The 15467-nt window shown below is 67.6% G+C and carries 17 protein-coding genes; 4 read left to right on the top strand and 13 right to left on the bottom strand.

Features of this window, described 5'->3' with window-relative positions:
* Positions 1-141: 141 nt before the first annotated feature.
* Together AC3ITN_RS14620 and AC3ITN_RS14625 are read right to left on the bottom strand one after the other, a co-directional pair.
* A complete protein-coding gene (locus tag AC3ITN_RS14620; protein ID WP_489390968.1) occupies positions 142-498 on the bottom strand; it encodes a DUF1304 domain-containing protein in 357 nt (118 codons plus the stop codon).
* Between the two features lie 29 nt (positions 499-527).
* Positions 528-1865, bottom strand: coding sequence for an NTP/NDP exchange transporter (locus AC3ITN_RS14625; protein ID WP_489390969.1), 1338 nt, complete (start codon positions 1863-1865; stop codon positions 528-530).
* 175 nt (positions 1866-2040) lie between these two features.
* Between AC3ITN_RS14625 and AC3ITN_RS14630 the strand changes: the two genes are divergently transcribed.
* Together AC3ITN_RS14630 and AC3ITN_RS14635 are read left to right on the top strand one after the other, a co-directional pair.
* Positions 2041-3633 carry a GMC family oxidoreductase gene (locus AC3ITN_RS14630; protein WP_489390970.1) on the top strand — a complete coding sequence of 531 codons (1593 nt, stop codon included), beginning with the start codon at positions 2041-2043 and terminating at the stop codon, positions 3631-3633.
* A 154-nt stretch (positions 3634-3787) separates the two neighbouring features.
* Entirely contained in the window at positions 3788-5185 is a 1398-nt protein-coding gene (locus AC3ITN_RS14635) for a serine hydrolase domain-containing protein (RefSeq protein WP_313346725.1), read from the top strand.
* A 322-nt stretch (positions 5186-5507) separates the two neighbouring features.
* Here the strand turns inward: AC3ITN_RS14635 and AC3ITN_RS14640 are convergent, their stop codons facing one another.
* From AC3ITN_RS14640 to nudE, 10 genes are all read right to left on the bottom strand, one after another.
* Positions 5508-6047 carry a histone gene (locus AC3ITN_RS14640; RefSeq protein ID WP_068853707.1) on the bottom strand — a complete coding sequence of 180 codons (540 nt, stop codon included), beginning with the start codon at positions 6045-6047 and terminating at the stop codon, positions 5508-5510.
* 581 nt (positions 6048-6628) lie between these two features.
* Positions 6629-6823, bottom strand: coding sequence for a hypothetical protein (locus AC3ITN_RS14645; RefSeq protein WP_489390971.1), 195 nt, complete (start codon positions 6821-6823; stop codon positions 6629-6631).
* A 128-nt stretch (positions 6824-6951) separates the two neighbouring features.
* The gene (gene gcvH, locus AC3ITN_RS14650) at positions 6952-7347 is read right to left on the bottom strand and encodes a glycine cleavage system protein GcvH (protein ID WP_489390972.1); all 396 of its coding nucleotides are present in this window, start codon (positions 7345-7347) and stop codon (positions 6952-6954) included.
* A gap of 96 nt (positions 7348-7443) precedes the next feature.
* Positions 7444-8556, bottom strand: a complete 1113-nt coding sequence (gene gcvT, locus AC3ITN_RS14655) for a glycine cleavage system aminomethyltransferase GcvT (RefSeq protein WP_489390973.1) — start codon at positions 8554-8556, stop codon at positions 7444-7446.
* A gap of 171 nt (positions 8557-8727) precedes the next feature.
* Positions 8728-9159, bottom strand: coding sequence for an NfeD family protein (locus AC3ITN_RS14660; protein WP_489390974.1), 432 nt, complete (start codon positions 9157-9159; stop codon positions 8728-8730).
* A gap of 1 nt (position 9160) precedes the next feature.
* Positions 9161-10123 carry an SPFH domain-containing protein gene (locus tag AC3ITN_RS14665; protein WP_313346708.1) on the bottom strand — a complete coding sequence of 321 codons (963 nt, stop codon included), beginning with the start codon at positions 10121-10123 and terminating at the stop codon, positions 9161-9163.
* A 95-nt stretch (positions 10124-10218) separates the two neighbouring features.
* Positions 10219-10542 (bottom strand): YnfA family protein, encoded by a 324-nt coding sequence (locus AC3ITN_RS14670; protein WP_489390975.1) that lies wholly within the window; start codon positions 10540-10542, stop codon positions 10219-10221.
* The gene (gene mazG / locus AC3ITN_RS14675) at positions 10539-11351 is read right to left on the bottom strand and encodes a nucleoside triphosphate pyrophosphohydrolase (RefSeq protein WP_489390976.1); all 813 of its coding nucleotides are present in this window, start codon (positions 11349-11351) and stop codon (positions 10539-10541) included. Before mazG ends, AC3ITN_RS14670 begins: the two co-directional genes overlap by 4 nt.
* An 11-nt stretch (positions 11352-11362) precedes the next feature.
* Entirely contained in the window at positions 11363-12166 is an 804-nt protein-coding gene (gene cysQ, locus AC3ITN_RS14680; RefSeq protein WP_489390977.1) for a 3'(2'),5'-bisphosphate nucleotidase CysQ, read from the bottom strand.
* Complete coding sequence (gene nudE, locus AC3ITN_RS14685) at positions 12163-12711, bottom strand: ADP compounds hydrolase NudE (RefSeq protein WP_313346695.1); 549 nt, start codon at positions 12709-12711, stop codon at positions 12163-12165. Before nudE ends, cysQ begins: the two co-directional genes overlap by 4 nt.
* Before the next feature lie 62 nt (positions 12712-12773).
* On the opposite strand from nudE, the gene bioA reads away from it, so the two are divergent.
* Both bioA and AC3ITN_RS14695 read left to right on the top strand, forming a co-directional pair.
* Complete coding sequence (gene bioA, locus AC3ITN_RS14690; RefSeq protein WP_489390978.1) at positions 12774-14165, top strand: adenosylmethionine--8-amino-7-oxononanoate transaminase; 1392 nt, start codon at positions 12774-12776, stop codon at positions 14163-14165.
* Positions 14156-14890, top strand: coding sequence for a 16S rRNA (uracil(1498)-N(3))-methyltransferase (locus AC3ITN_RS14695; RefSeq protein ID WP_489390979.1), 735 nt, complete (start codon positions 14156-14158; stop codon positions 14888-14890). Before bioA ends, AC3ITN_RS14695 begins: the two co-directional genes overlap by 10 nt.
* Before the next feature lie 79 nt (positions 14891-14969).
* On the opposite strand, the gene AC3ITN_RS14700 is transcribed toward AC3ITN_RS14695, so the two are convergent.
* Positions 14970-15440, bottom strand: a complete 471-nt coding sequence (locus tag AC3ITN_RS14700) for a chemotaxis protein CheW (protein WP_489390980.1) — start codon at positions 15438-15440, stop codon at positions 14970-14972.
* Positions 15441-15467 lie beyond the last annotated feature (27 nt).

Genomic DNA, 15467 nt, shown 5'->3' on the forward strand with positions numbered 1-15467 from the left:
CCTCCATGGACGGATTCACGGCGTGTCCCGCAAACCCGCACCCGCCGGCCCAGCGCGAGCACGTTCGCAGCCCTCGGCTTTTAGCGCGTACCGACCAACGGTCAGTACCTACCCGAGACCGACGACCGACGACCGGCGCCCTCAGGCCGGCACGAACTGCCAGGCAATAGCCGCCAGGATCGCCGGGACGGCCTGGATGAAGAAGATCCGCTTGTTGACGCTGTACGCGCCGTAGCAGCCGGCCACAATCACGCAGCCGAGCATGAAGTTCACCAGCATGGGCAGGTGGTCGAACAGTCCCCAGAACAGACCGGCGGCCAGGAAGCCGTTGTACAGCCCCTGGTTGGCCGCCAGCACCCGCGTGAGCTCCGCCTTCTCCGGCGTGTTGCGGAACGTCTTCAGGCCCAGCGGACGCGTCCACAGGAACATTTCCAGCACCAGGAAGTACACGTGCAACAACGCGACCACCAGGGTCAGGATCAGTGCGGTCCAGTACATGCGCAACCCTCGAACAAGATGAAGAGAGCTTACTCCGGCCGCTCGGCCGGCAGCTTCTTTTCTTCGCGCAGCACCCGGAACGCCGCCGCGGTCATGATCCCCGCCACCGCCAGCCCGCCCGCGAACACCGCGTGCGACCCGAACAGCGACAGCCCCTTGTGCACCCAGGCGAAGGTCAGGTCCGCACCGCGGTACACCACCGTGTCGATCGCCGCACCGGCCTTGTAGCGCCACTGCCGGTCCACACGCGTGTAGATCGTCTCGCGTGCCGGCTTGGCCAGCGAGAACTCGCTGGCGCGCGTCATCACCTGCACCATCGCCACCATCAACGGCAGCGGCGACGCAGCCAGCACCGAAAAACCGACGATGATCGCGAAGCCCGGAATCAACAGCGCCGGCGCGATTCCGTAACGCGACAGCAGCCAGCGGGTCAGCCCCAGCTGCAGCACCAGCGTCAGCGCATTGACCGCCAGGTCCACACGCGAGAAGAATGCCGTACTGGCCGCCGGGTCCGTGTACAGCCTGCGCACGATGGACGCCTGCTCGTTGTACAGCAGCGTGCCGATGCCCACCCCGAACACCACCATTACCGCCAGCCAGCGCAGCAGCGGCTCGCGTGCGATCAGCTTCAGCCCATCCAGCACCCCGCCGCCCATCGGGGTCTCACCCGAGACCCGGTTTTCCTCACGCTCGCGCGCCACCGCCCACAACCGCAGCCGCCAGATGCAGAGCAGGCACACACTCAGGAACCCCGCAGATACCAGCATCAGGTTGGCGATGCCCACCCGCTGCACCAGCGTCGACGTCAACGTTGGGCCGAGGAACGCCCCGATCGTGCCCGCCGCCCCGATATAACCGTAGAAAGCGCGTGCCTGGGTATTGGAGAACACATCGGCCATGAAGCTCCAGAACACCGCCACTGCGAACAGGTTGAAGACCGTGATCCAGAAGAAGAACAGCATGCCTCGCCCCGGCACCCCGCTGTCGAACAGCGCGTAGAAGCCCAGCAGCGTGACAATGAAGAAGCCGTAGACCACCGGCAGGAACACCCGGCGTGGGTAGCGGCTCACCAGCGCCCCGTACAGCGGCTGCAGCACCAGCATGATCGCGAACACACAGGTGAACAGGAACTGCAGCACGAAGTCCTGCAGCGCGATGCCGTGGGCGGAGAACCAGCCTATCAACGACGCCGGGAACACCGTCTGCAGGTCGGCCGAGGCCGCCATCGCCTCACGCACCGGCCGCAGCACGTAGTAGCCACTGAGCAGGCAGAAGAAGTACACGCTGGCCCAGAGCAGCGGCGGCGACTGGCGCAGCGACGCGCGCAGGCCCGGGCGCGCGGACGGGGAAGGCACCGGGGCGGTCATTGCACGCGGGTCCCGCGCAGGCGGCGTCGCAACGGCAGCATCGTGGGGATTCCGGGCAGCAAAGCGCGCAAGGTAAACGATGCACCGCAACATCGCCAGTGGTCGGCGTGCGCACCCGTGCAACGCAGTGCCGCGCGCTGGCTTATGCTCGTGGCATCACCGTTGGGGAACGGACATGTACGACTACATCATCGTCGGCGCAGGCTCGGCCGGCTGCGTGCTGGCCAACCGGCTCAGCGAGGACCCGCAGTGCCGCGTCCTGCTGCTCGAAGCCGGCCCCCGCGACCGCAACCCGTTCATCCACATGCCGGCCGGGCTGGCCCGGCTGGTCAACAACCGGCGCATCAACTGGAACCTGTACACCGAACCCGAACCGGCGCTGGACGGACGGCGGCTGTGGTGGCCGCGCGGCAAGGTGCTGGGCGGCTCCAGCTCGATCAACGCAATGTGCTACGTCCGCGGCGTGCCGGCCGACTACGACGCCTGGGCAGCGGACGGCGCCCTCGGTTGGGACTGGGCGCAGGTCCTGCCGTGGTTCCTGCACTGCGAGGCCAACAGCCGCGGTGCCAGCGCGCTGCACGGCGATGCCGGACCGCTGTCGGTGTCCGACCTTCGCCACCACAACCCCCTCTCCGACGCATTCCTGGACGCAGCCGTGCAGGCCGGCCACCCGCGCAATGACGACTTCAACGGCGCGCAGCAGCTCGGCGTGGGCCTGTATCAGGTCACCCAGCGTGACGGCGCCCGCTGCTCCAGCGCCACCGCCTACCTGCGCCCGGCGCGCCGACGGCGCAACCTCACCGTGCTGACCGGCGCCCACGCGCGCATGCTGACCTTCCAGGGCGACACCGCCAGCGGCATCTACTTCCGCCATGCCGGTGCGCACCGGCATGCCAGCGCCAGCACCGAAGTGATCCTCAGCGCCGGTGCCATCCACTCCCCGCACCTGCTGATGCTGTCCGGCATCGGCCCGGCACGGCGCCTGCGCAGCCACGGCATCACCCCGCGCGTCGACCTGCCCGGGGTCGGCGGCAACCTGCAGGACCATCTGGATATCTGCACGCTGGTGCACACCCGGCCCGGCGTCAGCTACGACCGCAGCAACCAGGCACGCATCGCCTTCGACTACTTCCTGCGCGGACGGCGCGGCGCGGGCACCAGCAATATCGCCGAGGCCGGCGGCTTCGCGCGCTCGCCGCTGGCGCCCGACGCCCGCGCCGACGTGCAGTTCCACTTCGTCCCGGCCATGCTCGATGACCACGGCCGCCACCGCCTGCCTGGCGATGGCTACACCCTGCACGCCTGCGCGCTGCATCCGCGCAGCCGCGGACGCATCCAGCTGCGCGATGCCGACCCGGCGTCGCCGCCGCGGATCGAGGCCAACTACCTGGGCGATGCCGACGGCCACGACATGGCGATGATGAAGGCCTGCGTGCGCATGTCGCGCGAGATCCTGCGCCAACCGGCGTTCGACCGCTGGCGGGGCGCGCCGATCTTCCCGGACCGCGATGACCTGGACGGTGCCGCGATGGCCGCCTTCATCCGGGCCAAGGCCGAGACCATCTACCACCCGGTGGGCACCTGCGCGATGGGCACCCATGCCGACGCCGTGGTCGATCCCCACCTGCGCGTGCACGGGTTGCGCCGGCTGCGCGTGGTGGATGCCTCGGTGATGCCGCAGCTGGTCAGCGGCAACACCAACGCGCCCACCCTGATGCTGGCCGAGCGGGCCGCGCACTGGATCCGTGCGGCCGCCACGCCAACCTGAACAGGGCTGCGCCGCGACGCTGGCTCGAGCCCCTCCCATTCGATGCAAAAACCGGGCCTTTTCAATGCGATACGCATTCATCTTCGCTTCGTTTGTGCAATCAGGAAAAGCAGCGCTAGAATCGGTCACAGCAGTTGCGCACGGGCCCCACACGATGAAACAGAACAGCAGGCGCCGACCGATCCGTTCGGCGGCAACCGGGTTGCTGGGCATGCTGATGCCCATCGCAATGTCTTCCACCGCACAGACGTCCAGTGCCGCGCCGGCCGCGTTCCCCGTCAACATCGAGAACAGCGCCGCGGCCAACGTGCCGCACACCCAGCCGGCCGCCTATCGCGCCACGGTGGCCAACCCGAAGGTGCTGCCGCCGGCGCCCGGCTTCAACGTCGCCGCGATCGAATCGATGGCCCAGCAGCTCACCTATGGCGAGCGCGTGCCGGGCATGGCCGTGGCGATCGTGCAGGGCGGCCGCGTGCTCAGCGCGCGCGGCTACGGCGTCACCGACGTCAACAACCCGCAGATGGTCGACGCGCACACCGTGTTCCGCCTGGCATCGCTGTCCAAGGCGTTCGCCGGCACCATGGCCGGCCTGCTGGTCAACGATGGCACCCTGCGCTGGGACAGCAAGGTCACCGACTACGTGCCGGGCTTCCAGCTCAGCTCGCCGGAGGCGACCGAGCGGCTGACCGTCGCCGACCTGCTAAGCCATCGCGTCGGCCTGCCGTACAACGCCTACGACCGCGATGTCGAGGCCAACGCCGAGTACTACACGCTCACCCACAAGCTGGCCTCGACCTCGCTCAAGTGCCAGCCGGGCGATTGCTACGCGTATCAGAACGTGGCCTTCAGCCTGATCGGCGACGTGGTTTACGCCGCCTCCGGCAGCTTCTACGAGCAGTCGGTCGAGCGCCGTCTGTTCAAGCCGCTGGGCATGGACGATGCAAGCCTGGGCCTGGCCGGCATCCAGGCCAGTTCGCGCTGGGCGCGTCCGCACGTACGCAGCCGCAACGGCTGGGTATCGCTGTCTCCCAAGCCGACGTACTACCGCCTCGCCCCCGCGGCCGGCGTCAACGCCAGTGCCAGCGACATGGCGCAGTGGCTGCTGGCCCACACCGGCCACCGCCCCGACGTGTTGCCCGCGCCGCTGCTGGCCACGCTGCATTCGACCCTGATCAACACGCCCGGCGAGATGCGTTCGGGCTGGCGCCGCGAACGCTTGAATTCGGCCGGCTACGCGCTGGGCTGGCGCAACTTCGACTACGCCGGGCATGAAGTGATCTTCCATGCCGGCGCGGTGCAGGGCTATCGCGGCCTGGTCGCCCTGATCCCGGAACGCGACCTCGGCATCGCGATCATGTGGAACGGCGAAAGCAGCCTGCCCAGCGGCCTGCTCCCCACCGTGCTGGACGCGGCAATGGGCCTGCCGAGCCAGCGCTGGCTGGACGTGGACACCGACTTCGGCAGCGACAACCTGATGACCGAAGACAGCAGCCCGGGCCCGGGCAAGCGCAAGGGTGTGTCGTCGGATCGCGCGGTGGCGTCGCCGAGGTAAGCGACGTTGGACGGATGAAAAGAACGAGGCGGCCAATGGCCGCCTTTTTCGTCTGGTAGTGCCGGCCGCTGGCCGGCGCATCGTATCGTCTGAACCAGGGTAGTGCCGGCCGCTGGCCGGCGCATCGTATCGTCTGAACCAGGGTAGTGCCGGCCGCTGGCCGGCTCCCGACACCGCCTGGGCCAGCCAGCGGCCGGCGCTACATGTCGGGATCAACATTCGTTGATCCCTCGCGGGAGGGGCCTTTTTTGCGCTGCAAAAAAAAACCCCCTCCCGCTGGGCTGCCGGGAAGGGGGTTTCAGGTACGGCTATCGGGAATGGATCAGATCAGCGGTGCCGGGGTTGCCGGCAGGGCGACCGGTGCAGCCTTCTTCTTGCGGACCGCCGGCTTGCGCTTGGCGACCTTCTTCACTGCCTTCTTGGCCGAGGCCTTCTTGGCTGCCGGCTTGCGCGCGGTGGCCTTCTTGGCGGTGGCCTTCTTGGCTACCTTGCGGACAGCCTTTTTGGCGGTCTTCTTGGCAGCCGCCTTCTTGGCTACCTTGCGGACGGCCTTCTTGGCGGTCTTCTTGGCGGCGGCCTTCTTGGCAACCTTGCGGACTGCCTTCTTCGCCGTCTTCTTCACTGCCTTCTTCGCGGTCTTCTTGGCGGCGGCCTTCTTGGCGACCTTGCGGACCGCCTTCTTTGCCGTCTTCTTTACTGCCTTGCGGGCAGTCGCCTTCTTGGCTGCCTTCTTTACCGTCTTCTTGGCCGCCGCCTTCTTGGCGACCTTCTTCACGGCCTTCTTGGCAGCCGCCTTCTTGGCGACCTTCTTCACGGCCTTCTTGGCGGCCGGCTTTTTCTTCGCAGCTTTCTTAGTTGCCATGGGATGGCTCCTCGTCAGTGATCTATGGAGTTGAAACGCCCAGGTAAAGCAAACCCGCCAATGGTGCTGCGCGGGGACCGCCGTCGCGTCGTGCGCGTCGTGACGGATACGGGGACACCTGCCGTGACCGATCGGGCAGGTGTCGAATCAGAAAGGGGGGTGCGGTTCGCCGAAGGAAGCGAAGCCATCTCCACCGTCATCGGACGCGAGGTGGATGTCCAGGTTGTGCTTCGCGACTTGATGTCGATTCTGCTCACTCTGCTCGCAGGCAAGGTCTGCTGGGCGAAACCTAATCACGCTTTTTTTCACTGTCAACAACCCCGGCGAAAAATTTTCACGCCGGAGCTCGGTCGCGCACCGCCTCGAACGCCCTCGCCGACCTCCCGCACGCCACCGCGACCACCCTTCGGCGAACCCCCGCATCGCCACCATGGCCACAACGTTGAAAAGAAAAGCACTTAAAAGAAGCACTTTGGTGTAACGCCCCTGCAAACCGCGCGCGCAACGGCCGGCACCGTCGCGGTGCGCGCGTGCGCCCGCCGCGACCACCCGAGCGGGCGCTAAACAGACTGCAAAACTTTTCACACGCCGGCGCGTTTTTTGACGCCGGATTCGCGCAACTGCGCAAACTTTTCCCGGTCCACGACCACCTCTTCCGACCGCGTTGATCGCCTTCGGGCACCCTCGAGTGGATGCAGCGATGCCTTCGCGTCGTCCTTGTCGGCGTCCGTTCCACGCTCATGAGGCGACCACGTCGAGATCCAACCGATCGTCATGAGCGTGGGTGCACCTGGCCGAACGCTGCCGCGCGCCGCGTTGATCATCACGTACCACTAACGCCGCCGGCGCGCGCGCAAAAAAAAACGGCCGCACGTGGCGGCCGTCTTCGTCGGGACGACGACGATCAGTGGTCGTCGTCTTCCAGCACTTCGGCGTAGTCGTCCGGTGCCAGCAGGTCGTTCAACTCTTCCTTGGCCGACAACTCGATCACGCAGATCCAGCCATCGCCGTAGGCGTCTTCGTTGATGGTTTCCGGCTTGTCGGCCAGCGAGGCGTTTACCTCGACCACGGTACCCGACACCGGGCTGTACACGTCCGAGGCCGCCTTGACCGATTCCACGACGGCGATCTGCTCGCCCGCCTTGGCTTCGGCACCGACGTCCGGCAGCTCGACATAGACCAGGTCGCCGAGCAGGCCCTGGGCGTGGTCGGAAATGCCGATGGTGACGCGGCCGTTGCCTTCAACGCGCGCCCACTCGTGGGACTTGAGGAATTTGAGGTCGCCGGGGATCTCGCTCATGGGACTGCTCCGAAGAATTTCAGGGGGTCAAGAAAACGGGGATAGTGTAACCAACCGGTGCGGACCGCTGACAGGCCGCGCCGGGAACTGCAGCACTCAGCCGTCGACCAGCACGCCGGGTTGGGCCTGGCCTTCGCGCACGAACGGGAACTTCACCACGCGCACCGGGACGTGCCGGCCACGGATGTCCACGCGGACCTCGCCCAGCTCGCCGGCCGGGACGCGCGCGAACGCAATGCCCTTGCCCAGCGTCGGCGAGAAGGTGCCGGAGAGGATCTCGCCCTCACCGCCTGCGGTCAGCACGACCTGGCCGTGCCGCAGCACGCCCTTCTCGTCCATGACCAGGCCGATCATCTGACGCGCGGTGCCGGCCGCCTTCTGCGCCTCCAGCACGTCGCGACCGATGAAGTCGCGGCCTTCATCCAGTGCCACCGTCCAGGCCAGCGCGGCCTCGTACGGGCTGATGGTTTCGTCCATGTCCTGGCCATACAGGTTCATGCCGGCTTCCAGGCGCAGCGTATCGCGCGCACCCAGCCCCGCCGGCTTCACCCCGGCGGCCGCCAGCGCGTTCCAGAACGCCACCACGTTGTCCTGGGCGACCAGGATTTCGAAGCCGTCTTCGCCGGTGTAGCCGGTGCGCGCCACGAACAGGGCCTCGCCCGCTGCACCGGTGGCGTCGATCGCGGCGAACCGGCCCAGCGTCTGCAGCGCCGCACGGTCACCCTCGCCGACCAGGCCGATCACGCGCTCGCGCGCATCCGGGCCCTGCACCGCGATGATCGCCAGGTCTTCGCGCTCGGTGACCTGCACGTCGAACGCGGCGGCCTGCTCGCGGATCCAGGCCAGGTCCTTCTCACGGGTGGACGCGTTGACCACCATGCGGAAGAAGTCATCGGCCAGGTAATAGACGATCAGGTCGTCGATGACCCCGCCGCCGGTGTTGAGCATGCACGAGTAGAGCGCCTTGCCCGGCACCTTGAGCTTGTCCACCGAATTGGCCAGCAGGCGGCGCAGGAATGGCCTCACCTGCGCACCACGCAGGTCGACCACGGTCATGTGGCTGACGTCGAACATGCCGGCACCGGCGCGCACCAGGTGGTGTTCGTCGAGCTGCGAGCCGTAGTGGATGGGCATGTCCCAACCGCCGAAATCGACCATCTTGGCGCCGAGCGCGCGGTGGGTATCGTTGAGAAGCGTCTTCTGCGTCATGACCGGATTCCGGGGGATTGAAAGCAAGACCGCGATTATCCCAGAAGCGCCCCATCAACGCCTGCGGCGGTGCGCCATCGCGGGATATCCGGCACGGCGCAGCCACGCAGGGCGTGGCTCTACGGCGCCAAACCGTGCATGGGTAGAGCCACGCCCTGCGTGGCTGCGCCATCAGGCGGGCTGCACCTTCAACGTCATGCCGTCTACCGCCACAACGCGCACCGGCGCCCCCACCGGCAGGTCCGGACCGGCGACCACCCAGAACGCATCGTCGACCTTGGCGCGACCGATGCCGGCCACGATCGGCTGGTCGAGCGCGACAACCCGGCCGACCAGCTGTTCGGCGCGGCGGTTCAACAGCGGCGCGTCGGTTTCCCGCGCACGCGTGCGCCCCCATTGCCGGTAGCACTGGATGGAGACCACGCTGAGCAGCACGAAGGCCACCACCTGCCATAGCAGCGGAATATCGGCGAACACCGCCACCAGCACGAACACGGCCGCCGCGCCGAGCCCGATCCAGAGCATGAAGGCGCCCGGTGCCAACGCCTCGGCGGCGAACAGCAGCAGCGCCAGCGCGCCCCATCCCACAACTTCCCAGCGCATCTCAGCCTCCCATGCGCGGTGGCACCGCGCGGGCGGACTTCTTCTCTTCCTGTTTGGCGAACGCTTCCCTGGCCAGCTCGGCCACGCCGGCGATCGAGCCGATCACGCCGCTGGCCTCCATCGGCATCAGCACCAGCTTCTGGTTCGGCGAGGTCGCCAGTTCCTTGAACGCTTCCACGTACTTCTGCGCGATGAAGTAATTGATGGCCTGCACGTCGCCGTGGGCGATGGCGTCAGACACCATCCGGGTGGCATTGGCTTCTGCTTCGGCCGAGCGCTCGCGCGCCTCGGCATCGCGGAAAGCCGCCTCCTTGCGGCCTTCGGCGTCCAGCACCGCCGCCTGCTTCTCGCCTTCGGCGCGCAGGATCGCCGACTGGCGCGAGCCTTCCGCTTCCAGCACCTGCGCACGCTTTTCGCGCTCGGCCTTCATCTGCCGCGCCATGGCATCCAGCAGGTCGCGTGGCGGCTGGATGTCGCGGATTTCGATGCGGTTGACCTTCACGCCCCACGGGTTGGTGGCATGGTCCACCACGCTCAGCAGCTTGGCGTTGATGACCTCGCGCTGGCTGAGTGATTCATCCAGGTCCATCGAACCGATCACGGTGCGGATGTTGGTCTGCACCAGCGCGATCATCGCGACCTCCAGATTGGCCACTTCATACGCCGCTTTGGAGGCGTCCAGCACCTGGAAGAACACCACCCCGTCCACGCGCACCGCAGCGTTGTCCTTGGTGATCACTTCCTGGCCAGGCACGTCCAGCACCTGTTCCATCATGTTCACCTTGCGCCCCACGCCGTACACGATGGGGATGAGGAAATGCAGGCCGGGCGACATGGTGTGGGTGTAGCGGCCGAAGCGTTCCACCGTCCACTCATAGCCCTGCGGGACCATCCGCACCGCCTTGAACAGAATGACCACGGCGACGAACGCGAGAATCAACGAGAACAGCACGGTCGGAAACATCACGCACTCCTTTCCCTGGGTCACGCCGAATATACCGCTTCACAAAAGGGGACGGAGGACGTTAAGTGCTCCACTTAACGTCCTCCGTCCCCTTTTTATGCGGCGCGCGGGGCTAACATGATCACTGCCATGCCGGCCAGGCACAGCCCGACCCCGAGCAGGTCCCATTTATCGGGACGGATGCCATCCACCACCCACAGCCATGCCAGCGCCGTGCCGATGTAGACGCCGCCGTAGGCGGCATAGACGCGTCCGCTGGCGGCCGGGTGCAGCGTCAGCAACCAGGCGAACAGCGCCAGGCTGAGCGCCGCCGGCAACAGCAGCCAGGCGCTGCCATCGCGGCGCAACCACACCCAGGGCAGATAGCAGCCGACGATCTCGGCCACCGCCGTCAGCAGGAACAGCAGGGCCGTCTTCACGGCTTCGCTTCGGCCGCCTTGGCCAGCGCCCACAGCCGCTCCTGCGCCTGCAGGTCGAGCTCGGCCATGTGCTGGCCATCGGCAGCGACCTGCGCCTCCATCGCGCGGAAACGGCGCTCGAACTTGTGGTTGGCCTGGCGCAGCGCCGCGCCCACATCGACCTTGGCATGCCGGGCCAGGTTGGCGCAGACAAACAGCAGGTCGCCCAGTTCTTCTTCCAGCCGGGCGTGGTTGTCCTGCACCGGTCCGCGGGCGAACTCAGCCGCCACCTCGTCCAGTTCCTCGCGCACCTTGTCCAGCACCGGCGCCGGTCCCGGCCAATCGAAGCCCACCCGCGCCGCGCGCGACTGCAGCTTCAGCGCACGCTGCCACTCCGGCAGGCCACGCGAGATACCCGCCAGCGCCGAGATATCGGACTCGCCCTTGGCCGCCCGCTCGGCGCGTTTGATCGCTTCCCAGTTCAGGTTGACGTCTTCAGCGCCATCGACCTGCACCTGCGCAAACACGTGCGGGTGCCGGCGCTGCATCTTGTCGCTGATCGCACGGGCCACGTCGGCGAAGGCGAAGGCGCCCTGCTCGCTGGCCATCTGCGCATGGAACACGACCTGCAGCAGCAGGTCGCCCAGTTCGTCGCAGAGGTCGTCCAGATCGCCACGGTCGATCGCGTCGGCGACCTCGTAGGCTTCTTCGATGGTGTACGGGGCGATGCTGGCGAAGTCCTGCTGCAGGTCCCAGGGACAGCCCTGCAGCGGGTCGCGCAGGCGCGCCATGATGCCCAGCAGGCGGTCCAGTTCGGCAGATGCGGACATCGGTGCTCCGGTCAGGCGGTAAGCCAGGTGCGCCACGGCAGGCGGGAGTCGCCCAGCGCGATGAAATCGCCGTTCAACAGGGTTTCGCGGCGGTTGTAGCGGAACGGCTTGCCGGTGGCGGCCGAGAGCACCGCGCCCCCGGCAGCGTGCAGCACGCATTGGCCGGCAGCGGTATCCCATTCGGACGTGGGACCCAACCGCGGGTACACGTCCAGCGTGCCTTCGGCGAGCCGGCAGAATTTCAGCGACGAGCCCTGGGCGACCACGTCGATCTCGCCCATGCGGTCGAGCAGCGCCTGGGTTTCCGCGCTCCGGTGCGAGCGGCTGGCGGCGACCTGCAACGGCGGCAACGCCGGGGTGCGCGTGCGCAGCACCGAGTCATGCATGCCGTCGCGGCGGTAGGCCAGCTCGCCCCGCATGGCGTGCCAGGCAACGCCGCTGACCGGCGCCAGCACCACGCCGAAGGCCGGTGCGCCCTGGTAGATCAGCGCGATGTTGACGCTGAATTCGTCGTTGCGCTTGACGAACTCGCGGGTGCCATCGAGCGGATCCACCAGCCAGTACGCGCCCCAGTGCCGGCGTACGTCCCAGGGCACCTGGGCGGACTCCTCGGACAGGATCGGCAGGTCCGGCGTGAGCTGGGCCAGGCCGCGTTCGATCACCGCGTTGGCGGCCAGGTCGGCCGCGGTCACCGGGCTGCGGTCGGACTTGATCTCGACATCGAACGGCGTGGCATACACCGCCATGATGGCGTCGGCCGCGTCCTGGGCAATGGCGATGACGGTTTCGCGCAGATCGGTGGTGAGTTTGATCATTCCCCGCGTCCCAACCACTGCCGGGCGATGAACAGCGCCGCCAGCGAGCGACCTTCGGAGAAGTCCTCACGCAACATCAGCTGGTCCAGCTCGGCGATCTTCCAGGGCACCACTTCCAGCTCCTCCGGTTCGTCGCCGACCAACCGCTCGGGGTACAGGTCACGGGCCACCACCAGCCACGATTGATGGCTCATGTAGGTGGGGGCCAGGGTCATGGCGCGCAGCACGTCCAGGCGCCGGGCACCGTAACCGGCTTCTTCCTTCAGTTCGCGGTCGGCCGCCTGCACCGGGGTTTCCCCCGCGTCGATCCGGCCTTTCACCAGGCCCAGCTCGTAACGATGCACGCCGGCCGCGTATTCACGGACCAGCAGCACGGTCTCGTCGTCCAGCATGGGCACCACCACCACCGCACCATGGCCATGGCTCACCAGGCGCTCGAAGCGCCGGCGTTCGCCATTGGAGAACTCCAGGTCCAGATGCTGCCGCTGAAACGGGCCGCTTTCCTCGTCCGTGATCTGGTGAATGGTGGGCAGCGGACGGCTCATGCGAACTGACTCTTGGAGACCGATAGAATGCAGGCAGGTGAAAACGTGTTCATGAGCTTGAAATGCTAGCAGACCCAGCCCCCCTTACGTTGGCCGACCGGTGGCGGCAACGCGACCTGGCCGTGTTGTGGCATCCGTGCACGCAGATGCGCGAGCACCCCGACACCTTGCCGCTGGTGCCGATATCACGCGGTGAGGGGCCTTGGCTGATCGATCACGACGGCCACCGTTATCTGGATGCGGTCAGCAGCTGGTGGACCAATCTGTTCGGCCACGCCGAACCGCGCATCGGCGCGGCCATTGCCGCCCAGGCCACCCGGCTGGAGCAGGTGATGCTGGCCGGCTTCAGCCACGAGCCGGCGGTGGAACTGGCCGAACGCCTGCTGGCGATCGCCCCGCGCCAGGCCGGACGTGCGCCGCTGGCCAAGGTCTTCTACGCCGACAACGGCTCGGCCGGGGTCGAGGTGGCGCTGAAAATGGCCTTCCACTACTTCCACAACCGCGGCGAGAGCCATCGCACCCGCTTCGTGGCGCTTGAGAACGGCTACCACGGCGAAACGCTGGGCGCGCTGTCGGTGGGTGACATTCCGCTGTACCGCCGCGTGTACGCGCCGTTGCTGACCGAGGCACTGTTCGCGCCCTCGCCGGACGCCTACCTGGCCGAACCGGGCCAGAGCGCCGCGCAGCGCGCGCACGAGGCCGCCGACCGCCTGGCCGACCTGTTCGACCAGCATCCCGGCGAGATCTGTGCGGTGATCCTGGAACCCCGCCTGCAGTGCGCCGGCGGCATGCGCATGCATGACCCGGTCTACCTCAAGCGCGCCCGCGAGCTGTGCGACGCCAATGGCGCCTTCCTCATCGCCGATGAGATCGCCACCGGTTTCGGGCGCACCGGCACGCTGTTCGCCTGTGAACAGGCCGGGGTCATGCCCGACCTGCTGTGCCTGTCCAAGGGACTCACCGGCGGCTTCCTGCCGCTGGCCGCGGTCCTGGCCACGCAGGCGCTGTACGACGCCTTCCTGGACGACAGCCGCGAGCGCGCCTTCCTGCATTCGCACAGCTACACCGGTAACCCGCTGGCCTGTGCGGCGGCGCTGGCGACCCTGGACATCTTCGCCACCGGCGATGTGATCGCCCGCAACCGCAGCACGGCGGAGGTCATGCGCACCTTGGCCGCGCCCTTCACCGACCACCCCCACGTGTCCGACGTGCGCCAGGCGGGCATGGTGGTTGCCTTCGAGCTGACCCGAAACGGCGACCGGCGCACGCCCTTCCCCGCCGCCGCCCGCGTGGGGCTGCATGCCTACAATGCCGCGCTCCGGCGCGGGGTGGTGCTGCGCCCGCTGGGCAATGTGCTGTATTGGATGCCTCCGTACTGTGTGGAGGACGAACACCTGGACCTGCTGGCCCAGACCACCCTGGCCGCGATCGAGGAAGCTGTCGCATGCGCGTGACCCGTTCCTATGTGGATGCCCCGCTGGCCGTGGGCCAGACCCTGTACCTGCCAGAAGAAGTGGCCAACCACCTGGTGCGGGTGATGCGCCTGCGCGAGGGCGACGCCTGCGTGCTGTTCAATGGCGATGGCCACGACTACAGCGCCACCCTGGCCGTGATGGGCAAGCGCGATGCGCAGGTCAGGATCGAGGCCGCCTCGGGACTGGACAATGAATCACCCCTGCGGATCACGCTGCTGCAGGGCATCGCACGCGGCGAGAAGATGGACCTGATCCTGCAGAAGGCCACCGAGCTGGGCGTGTCCGCCATCGTCCCGGTCAACGCCGAGCGCACCGAGGTGAAGCTGGACGCGGCGCGCGCGGAGAAGCGCCTGGCGCACTGGCGCAGCGTGGTGGTGTCGGCGTGTGGCCAGTCCGGGCGTGCGCGCGTGCCAGGCGTGGAAGCGCCGCAGGGGGTGCTGGAGGCGGCCCGCCGCGTGCCGGCCGAGGCGTTGAAGCTGACTCTGGATCCGGAGGGGGAGCACCGGCTGTCCACGCTGGACGCGGCGCCACACGGCGTGGTGATCGCGATCGGCCCGGAGGGTGGCTGGTCGCCGCGCGACCGTCAGGCGTTGGCGACGGCCGGTTTCCAGGGCCTGCAGCTGGGGCCGCGGATCCTGCGCACCGAGACCGCCGGCCTGGCCGCGATTGCGGCCTTGCAGGCGCGGTTCGGGGATCTGGGCTGATTCGGCGCCGCGCAGCCACGCAGGGCGTGGCTCTACCGCATCGCCCGTAGAGCCACGCCCTGCGTGGCTGCAGGCGATGTCAAACTACGGGAAGCGCTTCATCCAGCGCCGCTTCCAGCGCGTCAAGATCCGGCAACAAGGCACTCTGCTCGCCCAGCAGCACGCGCATGTGCACGCCCTGCGGCAGGGTTTCTTCCGAGGCGTCGGCCAGCAGGCCGTCACGCGGTACCGCGATCAGCTGCGGGAAGGTCTGGGTCAGCAGGGCGAAGTACGGGCGTTTGGCATTGCCGCCCAGCGCCTTGAGCACCACCACCTTGTTGTTGCTCAGCACCTGCTCGTCGCCCAGCCCGGACAGGCGTGCGAAGGACAGCAGCGGCACCTCCCAGCCATGCCAGCCGATCTGACCCACCAGCCATGCTGGAGTGTCCGGAATGGGCTGCACGGCGACCTTGGACATCATTTCGGCCACGGTTGCGTTGGGCAGGAGTACCCGTTCGTGCCCGGCCTGGATCAGGACCCCGCGGATTTCGTCGTTGCTGGCGTAACTCATGATCTGATTCCTGGAAGGGGGTACGGC

It is taken from the genome of Stenotrophomonas sp. KH_036_B (genome assembly GCF_057839485.1).